The sequence below is a fragment of the Vibrio marinisediminis genome, assembly GCF_014050145.1.
GTDB classification, from domain to species: Bacteria; Pseudomonadota; Gammaproteobacteria; order Enterobacterales; family Vibrionaceae; genus Vibrio; species Vibrio marinisediminis.
Map to the genome: position 1 here is coordinate 18,116 of NZ_JACFYF010000021.1, position 24,219 is coordinate 42,334.

The 24,219-nt window shown below is 44.1% G+C and carries 27 protein-coding genes; 21 read left to right on the forward strand and 6 right to left on the reverse strand.

The genetic code is table 11. The features are described 5' to 3' along the window. The first annotated feature begins 4 nt into the window (after positions 1-4). The 6 genes from H2O73_RS18990 (at position 5) to H2O73_RS19015 (ending at position 5,639) form a co-directional block, all read left to right on the forward strand. Positions 5-1,231, forward strand: coding sequence for an EAL and HDOD domain-containing protein (locus H2O73_RS18990; protein WP_182110499.1), 1,227 nt, complete (start codon positions 5-7; stop codon positions 1,229-1,231). A 120-nt stretch (positions 1,232-1,351) separates the two neighbouring features. After that, positions 1,352-1,693 (forward strand): metalloregulator ArsR/SmtB family transcription factor, encoded by a 342-nt coding sequence (locus H2O73_RS18995; protein WP_182110500.1) that lies wholly within the window; start codon positions 1,352-1,354, stop codon positions 1,691-1,693. 20 nt (positions 1,694-1,713) lie between these two features. Beyond that, the gene (locus H2O73_RS19000; protein ID WP_182110501.1) at positions 1,714-2,715 is read left to right on the forward strand and encodes an ArsJ-associated glyceraldehyde-3-phosphate dehydrogenase; all 1,002 of its coding nucleotides are present in this window, start codon (positions 1,714-1,716) and stop codon (positions 2,713-2,715) included. A 10-nt stretch (positions 2,716-2,725) separates the two neighbouring features. Further along, on the forward strand, positions 2,726-3,217 hold the full coding sequence (locus H2O73_RS19005; RefSeq protein WP_182110502.1) for a cyclin-dependent kinase inhibitor 3 family protein: 492 nt from the start codon (positions 2,726-2,728) through the stop codon (positions 3,215-3,217). Between the two features lie 70 nt (positions 3,218-3,287). Further along, positions 3,288-4,508: an organoarsenical effux MFS transporter ArsJ gene (arsJ, locus tag H2O73_RS19010; RefSeq protein ID WP_182110503.1), complete on the forward strand. Its 1,221-nt coding sequence runs from the start codon at positions 3,288-3,290 to the stop codon at positions 4,506-4,508. A 117-nt stretch (positions 4,509-4,625) separates the two neighbouring features. Then, entirely contained in the window at positions 4,626-5,639 is a 1,014-nt protein-coding gene (locus H2O73_RS19015; RefSeq protein WP_182110504.1) for an acyltransferase, read from the forward strand. Between the two features lie 22 nt (positions 5,640-5,661). Here the strand turns inward: H2O73_RS19015 and H2O73_RS19020 are convergent, their stop codons facing one another. Next, positions 5,662-5,991 carry a DUF2500 domain-containing protein gene (locus tag H2O73_RS19020; RefSeq protein ID WP_182110505.1) on the reverse strand — a complete coding sequence of 110 codons (330 nt, stop codon included), beginning with the start codon at positions 5,989-5,991 and terminating at the stop codon, positions 5,662-5,664. Between the two features lie 253 nt (positions 5,992-6,244). Between H2O73_RS19020 and H2O73_RS19025 the strand changes: the two genes are divergently transcribed. The 4 genes from H2O73_RS19025 to H2O73_RS19040 all read left to right on the forward strand — a co-directional run bounded on the left by H2O73_RS19025 (position 6,245) and on the right by H2O73_RS19040 (position 9,185). After that, positions 6,245-6,610, forward strand: coding sequence for a DUF4145 domain-containing protein (locus H2O73_RS19025; protein ID WP_182110506.1), 366 nt, complete (start codon positions 6,245-6,247; stop codon positions 6,608-6,610). A 958-nt stretch (positions 6,611-7,568) separates the two neighbouring features. Beyond that, positions 7,569-8,192 (forward strand): lysoplasmalogenase, encoded by a 624-nt coding sequence (locus H2O73_RS19030; RefSeq protein ID WP_182110507.1) that lies wholly within the window; start codon positions 7,569-7,571, stop codon positions 8,190-8,192. Between the two features lie 69 nt (positions 8,193-8,261). Continuing rightward, the gene (locus tag H2O73_RS19035; RefSeq protein ID WP_220457672.1) at positions 8,262-8,495 is read left to right on the forward strand and encodes a YecH family metal-binding protein; all 234 of its coding nucleotides are present in this window, start codon (positions 8,262-8,264) and stop codon (positions 8,493-8,495) included. Between the two features lie 102 nt (positions 8,496-8,597). Continuing rightward, complete coding sequence (locus H2O73_RS19040; RefSeq protein ID WP_182110508.1) at positions 8,598-9,185, forward strand: YhgN family NAAT transporter; 588 nt, start codon at positions 8,598-8,600, stop codon at positions 9,183-9,185. Positions 9,186-9,242: 57 nt separating this feature from the next. On the opposite strand, the gene H2O73_RS19045 is transcribed toward H2O73_RS19040, so the two are convergent. Both H2O73_RS19045 and rsmD read right to left on the reverse strand, forming a co-directional pair. Beyond that, entirely contained in the window at positions 9,243-9,509 is a 267-nt protein-coding gene (locus H2O73_RS19045; RefSeq protein ID WP_182110509.1) for a DUF1145 domain-containing protein, read from the reverse strand. A 10-nt stretch (positions 9,510-9,519) separates the two neighbouring features. Next, positions 9,520-10,119, reverse strand: coding sequence for a 16S rRNA (guanine(966)-N(2))-methyltransferase RsmD (rsmD, locus tag H2O73_RS19050; protein ID WP_182110510.1), 600 nt, complete (start codon positions 10,117-10,119; stop codon positions 9,520-9,522). Positions 10,120-10,329: 210 nt separating this feature from the next. Between rsmD and ftsY the strand changes: the two genes are divergently transcribed. From ftsY to glpG, 6 genes are all read left to right on the forward strand, one after another. Beyond that, a complete protein-coding gene (gene ftsY, locus H2O73_RS19055; RefSeq protein WP_182110511.1) occupies positions 10,330-11,523 on the forward strand; it encodes a signal recognition particle-docking protein FtsY in 1,194 nt (397 codons plus the stop codon). Between the two features lie 27 nt (positions 11,524-11,550). Continuing rightward, complete coding sequence (ftsE, locus tag H2O73_RS19060) at positions 11,551-12,225, forward strand: cell division ATP-binding protein FtsE (RefSeq protein WP_182110512.1); 675 nt, start codon at positions 11,551-11,553, stop codon at positions 12,223-12,225. Further along, positions 12,215-13,177 (forward strand): permease-like cell division protein FtsX, encoded by a 963-nt coding sequence (gene ftsX, locus H2O73_RS19065; RefSeq protein ID WP_182110513.1) that lies wholly within the window; start codon positions 12,215-12,217, stop codon positions 13,175-13,177. Before ftsE ends, ftsX begins: the two co-directional genes overlap by 11 nt. A 184-nt stretch (positions 13,178-13,361) precedes the next feature. After that, entirely contained in the window at positions 13,362-14,219 is an 858-nt protein-coding gene (gene rpoH / locus H2O73_RS19070; RefSeq protein WP_182110514.1) for an RNA polymerase sigma factor RpoH, read from the forward strand. A 393-nt stretch (positions 14,220-14,612) separates the two neighbouring features. Next, positions 14,613-14,933 carry a thiosulfate sulfurtransferase GlpE gene (gene glpE / locus H2O73_RS19075; protein WP_182110515.1) on the forward strand — a complete coding sequence of 107 codons (321 nt, stop codon included), beginning with the start codon at positions 14,613-14,615 and terminating at the stop codon, positions 14,931-14,933. An 8-nt stretch (positions 14,934-14,941) separates the two neighbouring features. After that, positions 14,942-15,763 carry a rhomboid family intramembrane serine protease GlpG gene (gene glpG / locus H2O73_RS19080; protein WP_182110516.1) on the forward strand — a complete coding sequence of 274 codons (822 nt, stop codon included), beginning with the start codon at positions 14,942-14,944 and terminating at the stop codon, positions 15,761-15,763. 48 nt (positions 15,764-15,811) lie between these two features. Here the strand turns inward: glpG and H2O73_RS19085 are convergent, their stop codons facing one another. Continuing rightward, positions 15,812-16,222, reverse strand: coding sequence for a flagellar basal body-associated protein FliL (locus tag H2O73_RS19085; protein WP_182110517.1), 411 nt, complete (start codon positions 16,220-16,222; stop codon positions 15,812-15,814). A 162-nt stretch (positions 16,223-16,384) separates the two neighbouring features. Here H2O73_RS19085 and H2O73_RS19090 point away from each other — a divergent pair, with 162 nt between their 5' ends. Both H2O73_RS19090 and ubiA read left to right on the forward strand, forming a co-directional pair. Continuing rightward, on the forward strand, positions 16,385-16,924 hold the full coding sequence (locus H2O73_RS19090; RefSeq protein ID WP_182110518.1) for a chorismate lyase: 540 nt from the start codon (positions 16,385-16,387) through the stop codon (positions 16,922-16,924). Then, positions 16,925-17,779 (forward strand): 4-hydroxybenzoate octaprenyltransferase, encoded by an 855-nt coding sequence (gene ubiA, locus H2O73_RS19095; protein ID WP_182110519.1) that lies wholly within the window; start codon positions 16,925-16,927, stop codon positions 17,777-17,779. It abuts the gene before it with no gap. 70 nt (positions 17,780-17,849) lie between these two features. Here ubiA and plsB read toward each other — a convergent pair whose 3' ends face one another. Then, positions 17,850-20,306 carry a glycerol-3-phosphate 1-O-acyltransferase PlsB gene (gene plsB, locus H2O73_RS19100; RefSeq protein ID WP_182110520.1) on the reverse strand — a complete coding sequence of 819 codons (2,457 nt, stop codon included), beginning with the start codon at positions 20,304-20,306 and terminating at the stop codon, positions 17,850-17,852. A gap of 194 nt (positions 20,307-20,500) precedes the next feature. On the opposite strand from plsB, the gene H2O73_RS19105 reads away from it, so the two are divergent. From H2O73_RS19105 to H2O73_RS19115, 3 genes are all read left to right on the forward strand, one after another. Further along, complete coding sequence (locus tag H2O73_RS19105) at positions 20,501-20,863, forward strand: diacylglycerol kinase (RefSeq protein ID WP_182110521.1); 363 nt, start codon at positions 20,501-20,503, stop codon at positions 20,861-20,863. 85 nt (positions 20,864-20,948) lie between these two features. Then, positions 20,949-21,569: a transcriptional repressor LexA gene (lexA, locus tag H2O73_RS19110; protein ID WP_182110522.1), complete on the forward strand. Its 621-nt coding sequence runs from the start codon at positions 20,949-20,951 to the stop codon at positions 21,567-21,569. Between the two features lie 91 nt (positions 21,570-21,660). After that, the gene (locus H2O73_RS19115; RefSeq protein WP_182110523.1) at positions 21,661-22,479 is read left to right on the forward strand and encodes a class I SAM-dependent methyltransferase; all 819 of its coding nucleotides are present in this window, start codon (positions 21,661-21,663) and stop codon (positions 22,477-22,479) included. 78 nt (positions 22,480-22,557) lie between these two features. Here the strand turns inward: H2O73_RS19115 and sthA are convergent, their stop codons facing one another. Continuing rightward, complete coding sequence (gene sthA, locus H2O73_RS19120) at positions 22,558-23,988, reverse strand: Si-specific NAD(P)(+) transhydrogenase (protein ID WP_182110524.1); 1,431 nt, start codon at positions 23,986-23,988, stop codon at positions 22,558-22,560. Between the last annotated feature and the right edge of the window lie 231 nt (positions 23,989-24,219).

Sequence of the window (24,219 nt, forward strand, 5' to 3'; positions counted from 1 at the left end):
GCGAATGAAAGATACTTACGTAGCGAGGCAACCCATACTAAATGCTCGGAGGCAAACCCTCGGGTACGAGTTGTTGTTCCGCGACGGGGAGCGCAATGCTTACCCTGCGCACGTAGAATCGAATCGAGCCACTTATCGCTTAATTGCAGAAAATTTTTTGAGCATCGGCACTAACCCTGTCGTTGCTCACTCTCGCTGTTTTGTGAACTTCCCTTATCAAAGCTTATTGAGACGTTTGCCTCTCTCTTTACCAAAAAATAAAATCGTTATTGAAGTTTTAGAGACTTGTCAGCCGACTGACGAGTTGTATGAGGCTATCCGCGATCTCAAATTGCATGGATATATGATCGCGTTGGATGATTTTGTCTACAGTAGCGAATGGGAACGCTTCTTACCTTTAGTGCATATCGTCAAAATTGATCTTTGTGCGATGGGGTTAGAAAATGCCTGCCAGTTCGTTAAGCAACGTATTGCTGGTGGGAGTAAGCGTAAGTACTTGGCTGAGCGGGTTGAAACAGAACAAGAATTTGTGAAAGCTCGTGAAGCGGGGTTTCATTTTTTCCAAGGCTTCTTCTTTAGCAAACCTGAAATGATTCGTCAGCGTTATATTAGCCCAGAGCAAGTGATTGCGATTGAGCTATTTAAAGAAGTGTGTAAAGACGATGTCGATTTTGACAAGGTAGAGCGTATTGTGGCAAGAGATGCCACACTTTCGTATAAGTTACTGCATTTTGTAAATAGCCTTTCTGATCGCTTAGAAGTGTCTATTTGCTCTTTCCGACAAGCGTTGATCTATCTTGGTCAAGAACGTTTAAAGATGTTTGTTTCTTTAACGGTAGCCTCTTTCATTTCCAATAAAAAGCCTCGTGAACTGCTTTGCCTCTCATTGCAGCGAGCTCAGTTTTGTTCACTAATGTCGATTTACAACCCACTGCAACAACACAAAGACCACGCATTCTTAATTGGTTTGTTTTCAATATTGGATGCCATGTTCGATCTTTCTATTGAGTATTTGGTTGAGCAATTACCATTAAGCCAAGCGATTAAGTTAGCCTTGCTCGAACGCCAAGGACCTTATGGTATTTTGCTGACGATCGAAGAGTGTTATGAAAAAGCCGATTGGGAAGGCATGCAAAACGCATGTGAGCTGCTGAACCTATCGATAGACGACGTGATGCTGAAAATTTCTGAAGCTCAACGTTGGAGCCAATCAATTCACGCCATTAACTAGCCCCTCCCTGGTTTCTGACTGCTAATATGAATTTTCTATGACAAGTATGTGTTCGTACTTGACCCACCACTGCAAACAAACAAGAATATACGCATATCCATATATGAGTATATTTTAGTTATGCTGCCACATCAGTTTTTCAAATTACTTTCCGATGAGACTCGAGTTCGCTGCCTAATGTTGATTATGCGTGAAGAGTGCTTATCTGTAGGGGAATTGACCCAAGCGCTACAAGAAAGCCAGCCTAAGATTTCGCGACACCTTGCCCAGTTGCGCTCAAGTGGCATTTTGGTCGATGTACGACAAGGGCAATGGGTGTTCTATCGCCGTGCTCCTTTATTACCGGGGTGGATGAATAAATTGATTGATGATCTGGTGGCATCAAGCTGTTTAAAAACGCAATACCAGCAAGATATTGAAAGACTTCACACGATGCAGGCTCGACCTGTTTGCTGCCAATAAATATAGAAAGAGATACGACTATGACAATTAAAGTAGGGATTAACGGATTTGGCCGAATTGGGCGCTTGGCACTTCGCGCGGCATTTGATTGGCCTGAACTTGAGTTTGTATTGATTAATGATGCCGCTGGTGATTGCGCAACTCTTGCTCATCTACTTGAGTTTGATTCAGTACAAGGGCGCTGGAGTCACGCGGTACAAACCGAAGGCGATGAAATGCTAATTGCTGGTCAGCGTATCAAGACAACGTGTGAAAGAGAGATTGATGCTGTTGATTGGTCTGGCTGTGATGTAGTGATTGAAGCGACGGGTGTTCATCGTCACACTAAGTTTCTTAATAAATATTTAGAGCAAGGGGTAAAACGCGTAGTGGTTTCTGCTCCTGTAAAGGAAGAGGGCATTGCGAATATCGTGGTCGGGGTCAATGACGACATTTTCAATCCGGATGTTCACCGTATCGTGACTGCTGCATCGTGCACCACTAACTGCATTGCACCAATAGTGAAAGTTATTCACGAAAAACTGGGTATTGAGCAATCGGCCTTTACGACAATCCATGACCTAACTAATACCCAAACCATTTTGGATGCGCCACATAAAGATCTCCGCCGTGCTCGTGCGTGCGGCATGAGCTTAATTCCTACCACCACGGGTTCTGCGACAGCGATTGTTGAAATCTTTCCTGAGCTTGCGGGAAAGATTAACGGGCATGCCGTTCGCGTGCCGCTAGCCAATGCATCACTTACTGACATCATTTTTGATGTGAAGCGTGATACTACCGCTGAAGAGGTCAACACATTGTTGAAAGAAGCGGCGCAAGGTGAGCTAAACGGTATTCTAGGTTTTGAAGACCGCCCGCTGGTCTCAATTGACTACAAAGGTGATCAACGTTCAACCATCGTCGATGCACTATCTACCATGGTTGTCGGTACGCGCATGGTAAAAATTTACGCTTGGTACGATAACGAGATGGGCTATGCGACACGCACCGCTGAGTTGGTACGTACAGTCGGTTTGGCGTAAGGAGAGAATGATGACACATCCAACATGGCAGCTTGATGTTGAGCAAGGCGCGTTAATTTTAACCCCTTGCCCAGGAACCAAAGATGCGTCTTTGCAAGAGAGCTTAGAGCAATTGAAAGCGCAAGGTGTGCAAGCGGTGGTCACCGCGTTAGATGACCATGAACTGGCAGAGAAAAATGTCGCTCAACTTGGTTCATTGACCCAAGAGTTGGGTATGCAGTGGTTCCAAATTGAGATTGAAGATGATTGTGCACCAGATGCCAGTTTTGCTGCTAAATGGCAAGCCGCATCCCCTGCGTTGCAAGCGATAGTTGATCAAGGTGGCAAAGTGGCTATGCACTGCATGGGGGGCTCTGGTCGTACGGGGTTGCTCGCTGCCCATTTACTGTTAGAGCGCGATTGGGTATTGGCTGACATTGTTTCGCAAGTGCAAGGTTTACGCCCTGGCGCGTTCACCAAACCGGTTCAACTTGAGTACATTGAGCAAGTTGCTCAACGCTAATAATTCGCTCTAAGAGCTTTTAGATCATCGGTGTCCAAAAGCTCTATTCGCTGTTCACATAAGGTGGCTTATGTTTGCCAATCTAAGCAAAAGTGTTCGCCAATACATGTTGGTCACTTTCAATTATTGGAATTTTACCGTTACGGATGGTGCACTGCGCATGCTGGTGGTGCTCTATTTCCATGATTTGGGTTACAGCACATTAGAGATTGCCTCACTTTTCCTTTTCTATGAATTCTTTGGTGTGGTAACCAATCTCATTGGTGGTTGGCTGGGCGCGAGACTCGGCTTGAATAAAACCATGAACTTAGGCTTAGCGATGCAAGTCGTTGCGCTCGTGATGCTTGCGGTGCCTAATGCTTGGTTAACGATTCCTTGGGTTATGTTGGCACAGGCTATGTCTGGTATTGCTAAAGATCTCAATAAGATGAGTGCGAAGAGTTCGATCAAAGCGTTAGTGCCAGATGATCAGCAAGGAGCACTTTACAAATGGATCGCAATCTTGACGGGCTCAAAAAACGCTTTGAAAGGTGTCGGATTCTTTGTCGGTGGATTGTTGTTGTCGCTGGTGGGCTTTAAAGCCGCAGTGCTTTTGATGGCTGGCGTGTTAACACTGGTTCTTATCGGTAGCTTGTTAGGGCTTGAGCGTGATATGGGTAAAGCCAAAATAAAACCCAAATTTAGCCAAATTTTTTCTAAGTCTGACTCGATTAATATTCTCTCTGCCGCGCGTATGTTCCTATTTGGAGCACGAGATGTCTGGTTTGTAATTGCATTGCCTATTTATCTTGGCAGCGTATTTGGCTGGTCGCATTTATGGGTAGGGGGCTTTTTGGCGTTGTGGGTCATTGCTTATGGCTTTGTGCAGGGACTTGCCCCAAAAATTACCGGTAAGGCACAAGGTCGAGTGCCTGATGGTCATGCAGCACTCGTTTGGGCGGCTTTATTAGCGGTGATCACCGCAGGTATCGCTTATGCGGTACAAATTGAATGGCAACCTCAATTGGTGATTGTGGTTGGCTTACTTATCTTTGGCGCAGTATTTGCGGTTAACTCTTCACTTCACTCTTACTTGATTGTTAGCTATGCCAAGGGGGATGGGGTGTCGCTCGATGTCGGTTTTTACTATATGGCGAATGCGATGGGGCGCTTAATTGGAACCGTTCTTTCAGGCTGGGTATTCCAAATTGCGGGACTTTCAGCTTGCCTATGGGTCTCGTTTGCTTTCCTGGCGATCACCACACTTATCTCGATTAAGTTACCTAAGTTAGAGGCTGTGGCGAGCTCGTAATTGTCTGCTGTGTTTTTAAGAGCTTACTAAAAGCTGACTAAACCGTTACATCACATTGGTTTAGTCAGCTTTTTTATTGCTATATTCAATACACTTGGTTTTATCGATTGGTCGTTTATGAGAGAACGCGTTCGCTTTTTTGATCTTTTACGCTGTGTGGCGGCTGTTGCCGTGATTGCTATTCATGTGCTTGCGCCTTATCGACATGAACTGGGGATTATTCCGTTTGATCAATGGGCGACAGCGGTATCGATTAACAGTATTAGCCGCTGGGCAGTCCCTGTGTTTATTTTGATCACTGGTGCTTTGATGTTGAGTGATAAGCGTGACTTCGAGTTCGGCTATTACGTTAAGCGGCGCTTAGGCAAAGTGATGCTGCCTTTCTTAGTTTGGTCGTTGTTCTATGCCTATTTATCCGGTTGGTCTGCACAAGGGTTTGATGGTCAAGTGGCGCAGCAGGTATTGGTTGAAAGCCCTTCTCATGCGACCTATTATCACCTTGGTTTCTTCTACTACTTTATACCGCTCTATTTTGTTATTCCGTTTTTTCAATGGGTTGTAAAACAAGGCAATGATGGCGCGCTATACGCCTATGTCGCGATTTGGCTAGCCACAAGCTTATTGTATCTACTCGGAATTAATGGACCTTGGAACGCTGAGTTATGGCTCTATAGTGGCTATTTGCCGCTTGGGTATCTGTTGTATCAAAAGTTGCCGATGAAGCGTGCGGTTGTGATTGGCTTTACTTGGTTAGGCATTGCAGCCCTGATGCTCACGGTATTTATGGTGATCACGAACAGTGTCGAATTAGGCAAATATACCGTAGGGCGCTGGCTGTCTTATAAAACGCTCAATGTGGTGCTTGCGGCGAGCATGATTTTTGTGGTTTGCCGCTATGTGAGTGACTTCATTTCGCCGCGAGGGCACAAAGTGGTTGAGTTTGTCAGCCAATACAGTTTGGGTATTTATATCCTACACCCGATATTCTTGTGGCCAATGAAGGCGTTTGGCTGGGATGAGGGGCATCCTATTTGGGTGATCCCGCTGTGGGTGATGGTGAGTGGTGGTGGCGCGCTAGCTTTGAGCTGGTTGCTAGCGCGAACAAAGAAAACGGCGTGGCTACTTCCTTAGTGATGATCTGGTCAATAATGGATTAACGCTTTATTGCGAAGTGAAGAAACTTATCACCTTGATAAGTGAGTGTGCCTTTGTCGCCTGGGTTTAGTGCGTGAAAGTAATGAATACCAACTTGAAACTCACGTTTTGGACCGAGACGCCCTCGTTGCACGTAAATCCAATATTCTTGATCATCCTGGCCTGGTTGTGTCTCTTTCAGCTCTATCGCTTGTTTGTCCAATATCGTGACATTCACAGTTTGTTCTGGTGCATTTTCACCTTGTACATGTCGACGATAGAAATTGGTAAATACCCAACCCGCCAAGAGACACAGTAATGCGATGGCGAAAAATATTGAAATAGGCATTCGTTCCTCCTCCATGAACCTAAGCATGCATTCTAGCTACTTTTTTGAATGGATGTTGACTATGCTCTGAGATATGAAGCACATATTGTTGATATCGAAAATAGATCTTCGATCTATATCACAAGCTATTGACGATTAAGTCGTTAATCTAGAGATGATCAGATATTTCATTTGTATGATTAGCCATAGAACGAGTCATTATTAAAATGAGAATAGGGGCGAAAACTGTCGTACATATCCAGGGAGAGAAGTTATGTCAGATATCGATAGCGTAATTACACGCACTCGCAAGATCGAGCATCTGCTGAGAACCCAATACCATGCAGAAGGTAAAGGTCTGCATCAGTTGATCACTAGCTGTGAAGAGCGCTTACCTCATACGATTGTAGGAAAGCTGCGCTTTATTGCGACTATTCGCAATAAAGTTGTTCATGAATATGACTATGAGCTAGAAAACCGTCGTGAATTTCTTGCGGTTTGCGATGAATGTGAAAAAGAGCTCACACCAAGAAGTAGCCGCTTTATATGGCGGGTAGCAATCTCGTTGATGGCGTTGATTACTTTGGCGGCAATGCTGTTTTATTACGCACATTGGGATGTTTTAACGGAACACTTCTAGTGATTGAATTGAAATGAATAAAACGGAAGGTTTTACATTAAGGTGTAAAATTAGAAGTGAGTTTAAATATTGAACATCAATTGGTCATTATTGAGTCATAAAGCAAAAAGGGACGCCATTGGCGTCCCTTTTGTTTTTTTAAGGTTAACTAGTACATCATCGGTAGGGTCATCAAGCCGACGATGACTGCGATCATTACAAGTCCTTGTTTTTGTGAAGAAGTAATCATAGGTCTGCTCCCTTATTATGATGTTTAATGTTATGTTTTACAGAATAGCAGAATTTCACCCACTTGATCAAGGATTAAGCTTAAAACATGCCATAAAAACAAATTAATGGTCTCGATTATGGCTGTTTATCGGATGTTTTGGTGAGCGTTTTTTCAATTTTGTCGCTAGAGTATTACGTGTGAGCTGGATGTTTTTTTGTGTAAGTTATTGTATTTAAATAAATAAAAACAAGCTCAATAAGTGTTCAATCGTTTTTTGTGATATTTTGGTGTTTTCGGTTGTTCAGATCGTGTTTTTGCTCGTTTGTCGTGGTTTTTGCTTTTTCATTTATGCGTGGATGCAATAAATTCTCATCAAATGAGAGTGTAATGTGATTCACTGGGCGAAAAATTATTTTCATATTTTGAAAATAATGAATATTCGAGTTTTTTGTGAGTGGTAATCTTATTTAAGTGTTTGTTGTTTAAGGTTTTTTGTGGTTGTTATGATTGTTAATTTAACACGGGTGAGGTTGCTTTGTTTGGCTTTTGTGGCTTTAAAGTCACTTAGGGCTGGTTGAGTGAAAAAACAAAGTGCTCAGCAAGAGAGTGAAGAGGCTCGAACCATTAGAGGCAGGTTAAAAACGAATCAAGTTTGAATCGCAACCAAGATCCAAGTTTTTTGTTCAGAGTGTGGACAATCGTGACTTCCTGCCTAAACTGGCCGTTCAAAGTTATTGAGGTATCATCATGTGGAGCTGGCTTGCCGTTGCGCTATCGGGGTTTATTACAACCTCTGCTTGTGAAAATAACCAACCTAAACAAGCGATGTTTTTTTCCTGTTTTTCACTACTGTTACTTCTTGTCATGCTTTGGGGGAAAGAGAGCGTCGTTGGGCAACTCGAATGGTGGGTATCACTCGGACTCATCATTTCGATGTTTGCAGATAGCCTCTACATTACCAAACGCTTTAAACGTTTCTGTTTCGCCAGTTTTATTGCCGTCCAGTTGTGCTATAGCACCGCTTTTTGGTTACAACTTTCCGGAGAAGTTGTCTGGTGGCTAGCCGCGATGTTATTAGCCATGGGGATCGTCGCTTTCTTCTTACTACTTCCTAAAATTGATCGTCTTATCTTTCCTGTTGTCATTATGGGTATGGTATTGCTGCAACTTAATTGGATTACTGGTGAGTTGTGGCTGATAAAGCAAAGTCATCAGGCACTGCTGGCATTTATTGGTAGTTTGTCATTAACGACATCTGCGGTTCTGCTGGCGATACATGATTTTCGCCACTCAATTAAGCTTGGGCGCTACATCGTTTCAGGTAGCTACTTGTTGGCTCATTCATTGATAACCGCCTCCTTCATTATCTAATATCAAAGACGGCTTTAGTGTGATTCGTCTATTCTTGGCGCCGTTATATATCTACAGGAGCCATCTATTATGAGTGAAATCCACGCCCACAAAGTGCTTAACTTATTGCGTGACAAACCAATGACTGAGCAAGAGTTACGCCAAGCTGTTTGTGTTGAGTTTGGCGAGCAAGCACAGTTTCGTACCTGCAAATTATCGGGTTTTGATTTTGAAAAGCTGTTTGCGTTTTTCATCGACAGACAAAAAATCACTCAACAGGGCGAGTGTTGGACGATCAACCAAGAGCAGGTTTGTGGTCACTAATCGTGGTATGAGCTTTCGTGTCAGGCATTGCGTGTAGCACGCAAAATGGGCATTTACTCTAAGATCGGTATATACTTCGCCGCAAAGTCTTGGAGGTAATTGATGGATATTCTTTCTGCGGCGACGTTACTGTTTCTAATTATGGATCCATTGGGCAATTTACCAATTGTTCTCTCGATTCTAAAACACTTAGAGCCAAAGAGACGTCGTATCGTATTGATTCGGGAGCTGCTTTTTGCGCTAGCAATTTTATTGCTGTTCCTTTTTGCAGGTAAAGGCATTATGGCTTTCTTGCACGTTCAGCCGGAAACATTGAGTATTTCGGGTGGTATCATCCTGTTCATCATCGCGATAAAAATGATCTTCCCTTCTGCGGGGAGTGTGACAGGGTTAGCGGCGGGAGAAGAGCCGTTTATCGTGCCAATGGCGATTCCAATGTTGGCAGGTCCATCCGTGATTGCCACAATACTGCTGTTATCTACTCAACATCCTAATAAGTTATTAGAACTTTCAGGCGCAGTCGTTCTTGCTTGGTCTGCGACATTTGTTATTTTGATGTTCTCTGGCGTATTGCACCGACTATTGGGTGAGAGAGGCTTGAAAGCCGTTGAACGATTGATGGGACTACTGCTTGTGATGATTTCTACGCAAATGTTCCTTGATGGTATGAAAAGCTATATGAACGTATAGAAACGAAAACGCCGCTTCAATGAGCGGCGTTTTTTATGTCGTAAAGCTGAGGTCAATTTACATCATATGCTTGCGGCGAATGTCGAGTAGGGCAAAAATACCAAAGATCAATATCGACCATTTCTCCCAACTGCTCATTTCAATCTTGTCACCGAACGCACCGATGAAGATCAACATCTGCAAGCCATGCATACAAAACAAAAATGCAGTCATAATGTAGAGTGCGATAGCTGCCGTGCCTGGAAATGGCATAAAAATATTGAGAATTAAAATAAACCACACAAAGCCAATGGCGGCTTTTGCTAACATAATCAGTGCTTTCATCATTTGTCCTTTATGCTGATTGTCGATGGTAGAGTCGGAAGCTAACTTGGCCCGCGTTCTTTTCACGGTACAAATGCCAATGTTCCGGAAGACCTTCAATGGTCAGCTCTTTTTCCGTTTCAATATAAATCATGGCATCTTCCGCTAACCAGCCATTTTGCTCAAGTAGAGCGACCGTTTCGTTTAATAGCCCTTTACGAAATGGCGGGTCAATAAATACCACGTGTTGTGGTGTACCGGGCTGGCTTAAGAAAGCGAGCGCATCGGTATTCTTTGCGGTGATATTTGATGCTTTTAGTGATGTAATATTTTGTTCAAGTTGCTTAAATGCCGCAGGATTGAGTTCAATCAGTGTGACCATTTCCGCTTGACGCGAAGCGGCTTCAAAACCTAACCCGCCAGAACCTGCAAACAAGTCGAGGCATTTAGCTTGGGGTACATCTTGTGCTAACCAGTTAAATACAGTTTCTTTGACGCGATCGGTGGTTGGACGAAGTCCCTCGGCATCGTGAACGGGCAATTTTCGTCCACGCCATAAGCCACTAATAATGCGTATAAAGCCGGTTGAAGGTTTATTTTGTGATGTGTTTTGCTGGCGACGTCTTACCATAGATTTTTTGACCGCTAATAAAGTGATACTATACCCAGTCGCTCAGCGTTTACGCCCTGAGTACAGCCAAATTTCATTGATGACAAAGTGTAACCTTAAAACGCCTTAAAGGTGGTAATTTTTCACTCTGTTGTCATCTTCTTTTTTCATTTCGTCAAAATGGAATGAGAAAGAATGAGAGTTAATTTAGACAATCTAGGATATCCCCAGATGACGGAAAAAAAGAAGCGCGGATTGCTCTCTTGGCTTGGTTTCGGTGATGAAGACCAAGCGAAGCAGCCAGTAGAAGAACAGCAGGTAGAACAATCTCAACCTGAAGTGGTAGAAGAGCAAGAAACCGTTGCCGAACCAGAGCCAATCAAACAGGCTCTAGAAGCAGAAGCAGAAGCAGAAGCAGAAGCAGAAGCAGAAGCAGAAGCAGAAGCAGAAGCAGAAGCAGAAGTGCCTGTAGAAGCTCGAGTTCAAGAGCAAGAAAAACCAACCGAGAGCTTTTTCGCTCGGTTAAAGCGTAGCCTAGCGCGAACCAAAGCTAACATCGGTGCGGGTTTCTTTGGTCTATTCAAAGGAAAGCAAATTGATGATGAGTTATTTGAGGAGCTAGAAGAGCAGTTGTTGATGGCTGATGTCGGCATGGATACAACGCTAAAGATCATCGAAAACTTAACTGACAAAGCGTCTCGCCAAGAGCTAAAAGACGGTGAGGCTCTATACGGCTTACTGAAAGATGAAATGGCGGAAATTCTATCGAGTGTCGAGCAGCCGCTTGAAATCGATAGTGCTAAAACACCTTACGTTATTTTAATGGTGGGCGTGAATGGTGTCGGTAAAACGACAACGATAGGTAAACTGGCGAAGCAGTTCCAATCACAAGGTAAAAAAGTGATGCTGGCTGCGGGTGATACCTTCCGTGCAGCGGCAGTTGAACAGCTACAAGTATGGGGTGAGCGCAATGATGTTCCTGTTATTGCTCAACATACTGGCGCTGACAGTGCTTCAGTAATCTATGATGCGATAGAAGCGGCGAAAGCCCGTGGCTTTGATGTCGTTATTGCTGATACCGCGGGTCGTTTGCAAAACAAAGCTAACTTAATGGAAGAGCTGCGTAAGATTGTGCGTGTGATGAAGAAGATTGATGATTCAGCACCGCATGAAGTCATGCTGACGCTTGATGCTGGCACGGGTCAAAACGCAATTAGCCAAGCAAAATTATTTAGCGATGTTGCCCCAGTCACCGGCATTACATTAACTAAACTTGATGGTACCGCGAAGGGCGGTGTTATCTTTGCATTGGCTGATCAATTCCAAATCCCAATTCGTTTTATTGGCGTGGGTGAAGGTATTGATGATTTGCGTCCGTTCGAAACTCAAGAGTTTATTGACGCACTATTTAGCCGAGAAGATTGATCGGTTTGTGAGTAAGAGGAACAACGGGTGATTAAGTTTCAGCAAGTAAGCAAAGCTTACCGTGGTGGTCGACAAGCTCTGCAAAAGGTCGATTTTCATCTTCGCCGTGGCGAAATGGCGTTTCTAGGTGGTCACTCCGGTGCCGGTAAGAGTACCCTGCTTAAATTGATATGTGCGATAGAGCGTCCAACCGACGGTAAAATTAGTTTCAATAGCCACGATATCACCCGGATCCCCAATAAAGACATCCCTCTGTTGCGTCGCAACATAGGGATTGTGTTCCAAGATCATCGTTTATTGATGGATCGTTCTGTCTATGACAATGTCGCCTTACCGATGCGCATCGAATCCATCTCTGAAAATGAAATCAAACGCCGTGTTTCTGCGGCGTTAGATAAAACGGGTTTATTAGACAAGGCACGTTGCTTGCCTAGCCAGCTTTCTGGTGGTGAACAGCAACGAGTCGGCATTGCCCGTGCTGTCGTGAATCGTCCAACCTTATTACTTGCCGATGAGCCAACGGGTAACTTAGACCAAGAGCTATCTAGCCGAGTACTTAAATTGCTTGAAGAGTTCAATCGTGCAGGGGTTACTATTTTACTCGCTACTCACGACATCAATTTAGTTAACTCACGTCCGCAATATCGTCACTTGGAGTTGAACCAAGGTTTTTTGAGTGAGGTAGAAAACTATGGCCGCTAATATCCGTAACAAGAAAGCGGCGAAAAAGAGCGATCGTATTAAGCGCGATAGCTATTTTTCAGTTCATTATAAGCAGGCAAAAACCTCTTTTATTAATTTGTGGTCGCGCCCATTGGGCAATGTATTAACGTTAGCGGTGATCTCTATGGCGCTGACGTTGCCCGCGACTCTTTATCTTCTCGGTAAAAATGTAGCGGTTGCTACCACCAGTGTTGCCGGTCCATCACACGTGAGTGCTTATATTAAAGAGCAAACACCAGAACCTCGTATCATGGTGTTAAAAGATGAACTGGAAAGCCTGCCAGAAGTTAACGCAGTTGAGTACATCTCACCGCAGCAAGGTTTGGCAGATCTGAGCCAATATTCTGGTTTTGACCAAGCTATCTCACTGCTAGAAGATTATTCATTACCTGGTGTTCTTGTTATCTCTCCAGCGAGTGATGACAAACAAGCGGTCAAAGCATTAGCTGAACGTGTACGCGTAGAAGATGAAATTAGCGATGTTCGCATGGATGAAGATTGGCTAAGCCGTCTAGATGCGATCAAGAGTTTGGTGGCAGGGATCGTCGTGACACTATCCGTGTTGATGCTAGGGTCGGTATTTCTTATTGTCGGCAATACATTGCGTTTTAATGTACAGGCCAACAAGCACGAAATTCAAACCATGAAGCTCATTGGTGCAACCGACGGCTTTATTTTGCGTCCATATCTTTATTCAGGGATGTGGTTTGGTCTGTTAGGTTCATTAAGCGCTTGGATTCTTACAGCGGTAATCACAATTTTACTTAATAGCAGTGTGGAACAATTGGCGCTTCTGTATGATAGCCGCTTCCGATTAATCGGCTTAAGTTGGGATGAAACCTTGCTGTTGCTGATGTTGGGCACATTCCTAGGGTGTTTGGCGGCAAAAGTGTCTGCTCAGCGCCACCTCAATGAGATAGAACCAGTATAAAAAAGTGATTAAATATTTATCACAACTTTACTTGCAAAAAGTATACGCTACCGTATACTTTTCTACTTGTTGAAACATTTTGTTTGAACAAAGTTAGTGTCACTTGCTTGAATCCTGTTCATTTTGGGTTCAGTATTGATGGGCTAAAACTTACAATCCAGATCAGAGTTTGATGAGGACTTGAATGACTAACAAAGCGTATCCGATAGCAGCTGTTTCACAAGACAGTTTAGATAGCTACATCCGTTCAGTGAATGGCTATCCAATGCTGACAGCTGATGAAGAGCGTGAACTTGCAGAGCGTTTACATTACGACGGTGAAATTGATGCAGCGAAAGGGTTGATCCTTTCACATCTGCGTTTTGTCGTGCACGTTGCTCGCGGTTACTCAGGTTATGGTTTGCCAATGGCTGACCTAATTCAAGAAGGTAATATTGGTTTGATGAAAGCGGTAAAACGCTTTAACCCTGAAGTGGGCGTTAGACTTGTCTCATTTGCTGTTCATTGGATCAAAGCTGAAATCCATGAATACGTACTACGCAACTGGCGTATTGTGAAAGTGGCGACCACCAAAGCACAGCGTAAATTGTTCTTTAATCTGCGTAAGTCTAAAAAGCGTTTGGGTTGGTTCAATAATAATGAAGTTGAGACTGTTGCGCGTGAATTGGGTGTTGAACCCTCTGAAGTTCGTGAAATGGAATCTCGTTTAGCTGCGCAAGATGCGACGTTTGAATTCACCGCCGATGATGATGACAATGGCACATCGATCGTTGCGCCAATGCTTTACCTAGAAGACAACTCGTCAGATGTGGCAGAAAATGTTGAAGCGGCGAACTGGGAAGCGCACACCAATAATCGTTTAAGCCTCGCATTAGCGACTCTTGATGAACGTAGCCAGCACATCGTTCGTTCTCGCTGGCTGGTGGACAGCAAAGCAACGTTGCAAGAGCTTGCTGAGAATTACGGTGTTTCTGCTGAACGCATTCGTCAACTTGAAAAGAATGCGATGAAGAAGCTCAAAATGGCTGTCGGCGAAATGTAAATTTACTCGCTAAGAATTCAAAAAAAACCGAGATCAAATGATCTCGGTTTTTTTATGCCTGATCGCTTTTGCTGATCTCTTTAGTGCTTTTAGCCTGTGGGTAACTCTGTGGTAAATTTCTTGGTTACATGTCAGAAAGCGGGGTGAATAAAGGCTTAAACGAGACTTTTCGATTGGGGATATAGTTCTAATTACTCACAAAAAAACAAGGATCATTACTACATCTAGTGGATCGAAATTGAATTAGACACTTTATCAACGTAATCCACAGCTTTATCCACAAACGGTGAAGAAGTGATCGTAAGTGGATAACCTTATTGTGACTGTGTACTTGTTGAGCACTGGATAGGTTACAATACTGTCAACAATAAGAAACTCAAAAAGAGAAAGTAAATGGACCAGTTCCTACATATTGATGTACAAGCCGCTCACGCTTTAATGCAAACCGCACAAGCGCCTATGCTTGATATTCGAGACCCTCAATCCTTCGCCCTTTCACATGCGGTAGAAGCATTCCATTTGACCAACGATACGATTATTCAATTCATGCAAGAAGCGGACTTTGAACAACCAATATTGGTGATGTGTTATCACGGCGTGAGTAGCCAAGGCGCAGCGCAGTATTTGGTTAACCAAGGCTTTGAGCAGGTGTATAGTGTGGATGGTGGTTTCGAAGCTTGGCAGCGTGCAAGCTTACCCGTTGAATCAAACTAGGTAGAATTATGATCAAACTGATTACCTTAAATCAGCCGAGAATGGCTCAGGCTTTTATTGACTATATGGCATCACGCCAAGTGGAAATAAAAATGATGCCCGAAGGTGGTGGTCAGTTTGGACTTTGGCTGATGGAAGCAGAGCACCAAGTTGAGACGGAAGCTGAACTGAAAATGTTCCTTGCTAAGCCGAATGATGCGAAGTACCAAGCGGCTTCTTGGGATATGGTGGAAACGCGACAAAATAACTTCAGCTATCACTCGCCAAGTATGATGTCGATGCTCAAGGCGAAAGCCGGACCATTTAGTTTATTGATCATGGCAACCTGTGTGATCATTTTTGCATTGCAGCAATTTGGCGCGGGGCAACCTGTTTTTGATGCATTGCATTTTCCGGCATTCAGCGGTCAAGAATGGCAGGTTTGGCGCTGGTTTAGCCATGCGCTTTTGCATTTTTCTATTATGCACATAGCATTCAACTTACTCTGGTGGTGGCAGCTTGGTGGCGATATTGAGCTTCGCCTCGGTAGTGGTAAGTTAGCGCAGATTTTTGCTTTGTCTGCCGCGGTTTCTGGCTTTGGGCAATATTGGGTAGAAGGGGCTAATTTCGGCGGTTTGTCTGGTGTGGTGTATGCCTTAGTTGGATACATTTGGATGCTTGGGTATCGAGCACCTAGTAAAGGTTTAAGTATGCCAAAACCTATCCTTGGCTTTATGTTGGTGTGGTTGGTATTAGGCTTTGTTCAACCGTTTATGGCTATTGCCAATACTGCTCACTTAGCCGGTTTACTTTCCGGTGTGGCGATAGGGTTGTGGGACTCACGAAAATAAAAAAAGCGGCATACGCCGCTTTTTTTGTCTCTATTGATTCTCTAACGTCTATTGATATAGATACTTAGTAAATAAGAGATCGGCGATAACGGTCTTACCCGTTTCGGGTAACAAGATAGCATTAAGACCTTCAACTAAGCTTTTACGTAAGTCTTCGCGTCCCGCTAGCGATTTAATGGTTTCTTCGGTTTGCTTACCCAACATCTCGATGACCGCATCGCGGATCAAAGGTTGATGTTTCTCAATCAATGGCAAGTCAGTTTGGTTCGCTACCATAATATCAATTCGAACTTGAACATAACCAAGCTTATTGCCTTTGGTATAGAAGTTAGTCGTTAAATCTGGCTCAAGAGTGAAATAGGCGAGTTGGGGTGTGCTTGCATCGTCACTAGCTAAGGTTGGCATAGCGATAATCAGAGCTAAAGATGCAAATATTTGGGCTAGGTAACGTTTAAACATATTTCTAACTTTTCTTTCTTCTGATCACGATACTCGAATCGCTGGAGTCTTGTTACAATAGAGCATCTATTTGTAAGGAATAATGGTCAATCGCTCTTGTGGCGGTTAACCAACGAATTGTAGCTTTATTGTACGCGATAGAGCGACTGATTGAATACTAGTATGAATCAAATGATTGCGCTTTATTTGTCTTCACTGCGCCAAGTTAAATGGCAACAACCTGAAAAGTTTAGCTTTCCTTCTCAGATCGCGAAGGATTGGCTACAAGAACAGGGTTCTTTGTCACGTTTATTAGAAACTTATTGCCAACAATTGAATGTAGATCTATTTCATAATGACATTGTTTCAGCACAGCAGCTTGATCAACAAGAACGGGCTTTGCTTGCTGATGAGCCATGTTTATTACGTAAGGTGGTGCTCAATGGCGATGGTGAACCATGGGTGTTAGGTCGCACTTTGATACCACAATCGTCTTTGGTTGGTCAGCCTCACGATTTGGCAAGACAAGGGGAGATTCCTCTTGGTCTCACAGTGTTTAGTTCCAATAGCGTTAAGCGAGATGCATTACAAGTTGGCTGGGCGGAAACGCCAAGCGGTTTGTGTCTTGTTCGACGTTCTCGATTGTGGATGAACCAAAAGCCGATGTTGGTAGCAGAACTCTTTTTACCCAATGCACCGATCTACTCTAAGGAGAGAGTGTAAATGACGACCGCAAAAGCGCGCGCTTATTGGCAATTAATGCGAATGAATAAGCCGATTGGAACTCTTTTGCTACTATGGCCGACCATGTGGGCGTTGATTATTGCTGCGCAGGGGCTCCCCAGTTTGGAAGTCTTGCTGGTGTTTACGCTCGGTGTGATATTAATGCGAGCTGCGGGCTGTGTGATCAATGATTTTGCCGATCGCAAAGTGGATGGTCACGTAAAACGGACTCAGCATCGACCACTGCCATCCGGTCTGATTAGCTCTAGAGAAGCGGTCAGTTTGTTTATTGTCTTGGCTGGATTGTCGTTCGTATTAGTACTGACCATGAATCCATTGACCATTAAGTTGTCATTTATCGGTATTTTCCTCGCATTCATTTACCCATTCATGAAGCGTTATACCCATTTGCCGCAACTGTTTTTAGGGCTGGCGTTTAGCTGGGCAATTCCAATGGCATGGGCGGCGCAAGCTAACGAATTACCGCCAGTGGTGTGGTTTGTTTTTGTGATGAATGCGTTGTGGACCATCGCTTATGACACGCAATATGCCATGGTTGATCGCGATGATGATCTAAAGATTGGCATTAAGTCGACGGCAATCTTGTTTGGTCGCTTCGACAAAATGATCATTGGTGCTCTACAACTGATTACCTTGCTGATGTTGATAGTTTTGGGAATGTGGTATTCGCTAGGGACCAGTTTCTATTGGAGTGTGTTGGTGGTTGGGGCGTTGTTTGTTTTCCAACAACATTTGATCCGTCACCGTGAGCGTGATTTGTGTTTCCAAGCCTTTCTGAATAACAACTATGTTGGCATGGCGATTACCATAGGTTTGCTTATCGCATTTTGGTAGAGGGCTTAACCCCAATGGTAAACAAAAGAAAAGGGCATCAATGGATGCCCTTTTTTGTCGCTAGTCTGGATTACTCCGCAGTGGGTTCATTGCTATTGCAGTGTTCCATTGCCTGACAAACACTTTCGCGAATGGTTAGACGAACTTCAGGGTAAAGCAGTGAGTAGAGTAACTCTGCTAATGTACTGGTTTTACTATGATCGCTATTACCATCGACATCTAAATAGGCTTGTTCTTTCAAAGTGGTGAACATTGATGAGAATACGCCTTTATCGAAGTATTCTGGCGCGTTAATACCATGTAGGCGACCTAAACGCTGAGCAATATCTTGGCTCTTCAACTCAATGTCAGATTTACCCAGTTCAGGGTTAGCAACCAAAAGATTCAAGGCGATCGCATAGCGCTGCAGTGTTTCTGAAATCGTGCGACCCAACAGCACTAACACTTGAGTATTATTTTGTTTCAGTTCAACCATATCATCGGTAATGCTGATCAAACCTTGGTTTGCCAGTTCAGTCACGTATGCTTCAACCACCTCATCAAGTCTCGATTCTTCAATACTTAAGAACAGCTCTTGCTTTAAGAATGGATAAATCTGCGCCACATTCACTTTGATCTGCTCTAGGCTCAGTTTTTGACGGCGAACCAGCATCTGTGCGATAAGCGCAGGTATAGCAAACAAGTGAATGATGTTGTTGCGGTAATAGGTCATCAAAATTGATTGATTGCGATCCAGCGAAACAATCTCACCCATGCTGTCAGCGTCAATCACAAACTTATCTAAAGACACCGCATGTTTTACCAGCGTTTCCGCATCTTCACTTGGCATAGTGTAAGTAGAAGAGTAAGGCACGTTCTTTAATAGTGATAGGTAACATTCAATCTGTTCCACTAAGCTGTCGCGAGAGAGCGCGCGCTGACGTGAAGCAAGCAGTGCAGTTGCACACAGTGTTAATGCGTTTGCTGCGGCGGCATCATTGATGTTGGTCATCATCTTGGTTGCGAGACCATTGACTACAGGCGTCAACCATTGTGGTTTTGAACCGCCCATCGGGTCGATATCTTTGGTCCACTCTGGCGCATGTTCATTTAAATATTGGTTAACAGGGATTGGCTCACCAAAGTTCACATAGCCTTGTCCAAAGTTACGCAATTTGCGAATCGTGCGCAGTACCAAGCCAGCGTTTTCTTTCTCTTTATGTTTACCACGCAACTCATTGGCGTAAGTACCCACTTCCATCACGTGTTCGTAACCAATATAGACAGGTACTAGAGTTACAGGTCGGTTTAGACCACGCAACATCGCTTGTACCGTCATGGCAAGCATGCCGGTTTTAGCTTGCAGTAGGCGACCAGTTCGAGAGCGACCGCCCTCACTGAAATATTCTACCGAATAACCTTTAGCAAATAACTCTGCTAGGTATTCGCGGAAAATCGTCGAGTAAAGTCTATTACCTTTAAAGCTACGACGAATAAAGAACGCACCACCACGGCGGAAAATTGGACCCGCAGGGAAGAAGTTTAGGTTAATACCAGCCGCAATATGCGGTGGCACCATCCCTTCGTGATAAAGCACATAGGATAGTAGCAGGTAGTCCATGTGGCTGCGGTGGCAAGGTACATAAACGATTTCATGACCATCTTGTGCTAGGCGACGCACAGTTGCCGCATTGTTGATGTTGATGCCTTGGTAGATGCGATTCCACAACCAACCAAGAATACGGTCACCATTTTTGACTAAGGAATAAGAGAAGTCAGCCGCAATCTCGTCCATGATGTCATGGGCTTCTTTACGTACTTTCTCTAAAGCAATACCTTTCTCATTCGCTTCATCTTCAATTGCTTTTTCAATCGCTTTTGATTTCATTAAGCGGCTAAACAGTGCTTGACGGCTTGGCAGGTTAGGACCTGAAGCCGCTAGTTTCTGGCGTGAGAAGTGGATGCGAGCAACACGAGCCAGTTTATGTGCGATGGATGAATCAGTGCCGTGTGAGTTTGCCATATAGCGTAGCGAAACTACTGGGCTGATCCGTATTAAACAGTCACGACCTGCGAGTAACACGGCTTTGGCTTTTTGCGGACCATTGAGTGATTGTAGATAATTGCTGTGTTTATCTTCTTTACCTGGCTTACGACCCCAAAGCACCGTGACAGGAATAACTTGAACATCAAGTTCAGTATCTTCTTCATGAAGCGCTAGCAGTTCTGAAAAGAGAGCGATAGACTCTGTCGGCACATCACTATCACAACCAATGACAGTGTCGCGAGATGAGGTAAACACATAACGGCTAAAACTCTTACCGTTAATAACAAGAGGCTGTAACGGATCCGGTAGCCCTAACGCCATTACCTGTTTTTGTACACTAAGCAAGTCAACCGCAGAGCGGTAAGGTAGTGCATAAATGATGGGCTTGTTAATATCAATGCTATGATCTTCAATCGGATTTGAAGGTATAGCCGTTCCCTTTACTAATACCGATAATGGTAGTTTTAAAAGGGAGCGTGATAGAGAACGTCCAGAAGACATAAAGGTTCTTTGCCTCAAATAGATGATAAGCACATTTCCAGTTCTTTTAGTTTAGAACTCGAAATGTGCCCAAGCGATTTTTTAAGGCAGCAAGGATACCAGAAACTGGTCGAACCTTTTAATTATTATTGAGTGTAAAAGCAGCAATCCTGGTGATAGTTTGCCAGAGCTGTGTCATTTTTTGAGAGATTAATGTGAAACCAAAAACAACCCATGGCTTAAAGCGAGTATTCAATGCCACGCGATATTCATTGCAAGGGCTGCAAGCAGCATTTAAACATGAAGCGGCTTTTCGTGAAGAAATTCTTCTCGCGGCAATCATGCTGCCTGTCGCATTTTGGCTAGATGTGAGTCAAGTTGAAAGAATTCTCTTGGTTGCGACGGTTCTCTTAGTTTTGTTAGTTGAGCTGATTAATAGCGCGATAGAAGCGGTGGTTGACAGAATTGGTTCTGAACATCATGAACTGTCGGGAAGAGCGAAAGATATTGGCTCGGCAGCCGTGCTGTTGGCGATGTTATTAACGGGTTACACATGGCTAGAAATCGTATTTTTCTAACCTTCTAAAAAATCATCAATTCGCTTTTCATTTGTTCAGTTACTGGATATACTCACAGTTAACTGTATAAAAAGACAGGTGACTTATGAAGCCGTTAACGCCCCGCCAGCAACAAGTTTTTGATTTAATCAAAAGCAAAATCGAAGATACAGGCATGCCGCCAACGCGAGCTGAAATTGCCAAAGAACTCGGTTTTCGCTCAGCGAATGCCGCTGAAGAACATCTTAAAGCGCTTGCGCGTAAGCAAGCGATTGAGATCATTCCTGGTGCTTCACGTGGGATCCGTATTTTGCTAACGGATGCAGCGAATGATGACCAAGGCTTGCCGTTGATCGGTCAAGTTGCTGCTGGTGAGCCAATTTTGGCTCAAGAGCATGTGGAAGCACACTACAAAGTTGATCCAAGCATGTTTAAGCCTCAAGCAGACTTTTTACTGCGAGTTAACGGCGAGTCAATGAAAGACATCGGTATTATGGATGGCGATTTACTTGCGGTTCACAAAACTCAAGATGTACGTGACGGACAAGTCGTTGTTGCACGAGTGGATGACGACGTGACGGTTAAGCGCCTTGAACGCAAAGGTTCAACGATCCTGCTGCATGCAGAGAACCAAGAGTTTGAACCGATTAAAGTTGACCTGACTAGCCAGCACCTTGCTATTGAAGGCATTGCAGTCGGAATTATCCGTAATACTGATTGGATGTGATCATTTACAACGAGATAATGAGAAAAGCTATCATTAACTTGTCTTTGTAAGTGATATTCATTATCATCTTCTTTCTTGCTAAGGAAGGAAGATGATAATGGTTACCCCCCAACATTCCCCACAAAAGCGTTATCAGATACCCGCAAATTTACTGCAACCATTATGGTTCCGTAGCAGGGAGAGCTTGGCTGATGATGGCTTGGTTTACGATCCTATCGCTGCAACCGCCTGTCATCGCTGTCAGTTGGCACCGGAGTGCTTCTCTGGTGATATCGATCAGAAGCAATTATTGCACGCAACTTTGACCCAGCTTTGTGATGATCAAGTGAATGCTTTTCTCAAACAAAATCCTGACGGTTGGATTATCAATGTGGGCGCCGGTCTCGATACGCGCTTTTACCGAGTTGATAATGGTTTGTGTCGCTGGATTGAGTTGGATATCACCGAAAACTTACTGTGGCGACAAAAGCTATTCCATAACAGTGAACGCTATCACCACCATTGCGGTAGCGTGACCGATATTTCTTGGCTTGATGAGCTAAACATTGCAGAGAAAGCACCAGTGATGCTGGTTTGCGAGCATGCCTTATTGGATATTGAACAGATTCAAGTGGCGAGTTTCATTAAGGCTCTAGGGCGACACTTTGATGACGCGCGTGCTTGTTTAGTACTGGCAGGGGATCTTAGCCAAACCAAGCTAGGACAAAAGATGGGATCGGGAGAGTATGCGCATGGCTATACATCAGCCAAAGAAGCCATGTTGCAGTATTTACCGTGGGTACGTAGGGTGCGAGTATTCTCACCGATAGATACACAATGTCGTCGCTGGAAATGGTGGCAACGATTGCTGACTAAGTTGTCAGGAGCGAAGCATCGCCTTACGCCGGTTGTTGTTCTACTGCGCTGGTGAAGCTGTAAGCTGTTGACTGATACTATTGAAAACAAAGCCGCTTATTAAGAGCGGCTTTGTTGTTTTTATGGTTTTGCTTTAGAACAATCGATTCAAACCATTAAGTGCGGCAACGCGATACGCTTCTGCCATCGTTGGGTAGTTAAAGGTGGTGTTTACAAAATACTCGATGGTATTTGCTTCGCCTTTTTGCTCCATGATCGCTTGCCCGATATGGATGATCTCGGCGGCACGCTCACCAAAGCAGTGAATGCCGAGAATTTCTTTGGTTTCACGATGGAACAAGATTTTCAAACTGCCAATATCTTTACCAGCTATCTGAGCGCGGGCTAAGTGCTTGAATGAAGAACGACCCACTTCATAAGGTATTTTTGCCGCCGTTAACTCTTGTTCAGTTTTGCCGACAGAGCTGATTTCTGGAATGGTATAGATACCAGTAGGAATATCATCAATTAGGTAGTGATCGGCTTGCCCTTTTGTGATCGCTTGTGCGACAAAACGACCTTGGTCATAGGCGGCACTTGCGAGGCTAGGGTAGCCAATCACATCACCCACAGCGAAAATGTGTTCAACGTCCGTTTGGTAATTGCTATTTACTTTTATTTGCCCGCGAGAATCGGGGGCTAAACCGACCGCGCTCAAGTTGAGCTTATCAGTGTTACCTGTGCGTCCGTTGGCGTAGAGAATGCAGTCTGCTTTCATTTTTTTGCCAGATTCGAGATGCACAATGACACCATCTTCGGTGCCTTCAACGCGCTCAAACGTTTCATCGTTGCGGATCACCACACCACTGTTCCAAAAGTGGTAAGAGAGTGCATCGGAGACTTCATTATCTAGGAAGCTTAACAGACGATCACGGGTGTTAATTAGGTCAGTTTTAACCCCTAAACCACGAAAGATAGAGGCATATTCGCAACCGATGACGCCAGCACCGTAGATGATGATATGACGCGGATCGTGTTTGAGACTGAGGATTGAATCACTGTCATAAACACGTTCGTGATTGAAATCGATATTGTCTGGCTGATAAGGGCGAGAGCCCGTAGCAATCACAAATTTATCGGCGGTGTAAATTTCTTCACTGCCATCGCTTTGCATTACCGCGACAGTGTTGTTGTCGGTAAAGCGTGCCGCGCCAAAAAGTAAGGTACATTCATTACGGTCATAAAACCCTTGGCGTAGACGGGTCTGTTTATCGATAACGGATTTAGCGTGGCTAAGAATATTAGAGAAGGTAGAGTGTAAGCTGGTGTTGTTTTTGCAAAAGAGTGGGTTGCTATTAAATTCAATAATACGACTGACGGCGTGGCGAAGTGCTTTTGATGGAATCGTGCCCCAGTGTGTGCAACCGCCCCCAACACTGCTCTCCTTTTCAATGATCGCGACGTTAAGACCGGCTTTGGTGAGCCCCATGGCAGCCCCTTCGCCACCAGGACCACTCCCGATTACAATGACATCAAAATGATTGTTTACGGTCATAACTCTTTCCTTGTTATACTGTTTTAACATTGCTTTAGCGTGATTTTAACGAATTCTGTAATTTGGTAAATGTTTGTCACACTAGAGAGTCGATGTGATCACGTGCTGTGGATGAAATTTGTGGTGTTAACTCTGTTTGAGATCTCTAATTTGAGGCGAAAAGATTGTAATCAATACTCAACTGGGGTTTATTTCTTCCTAGCAAGGAAAGGCTTAAGTCATAAGGAGAATCATTGTATATTAGGGACTCCCTTGTCAGAA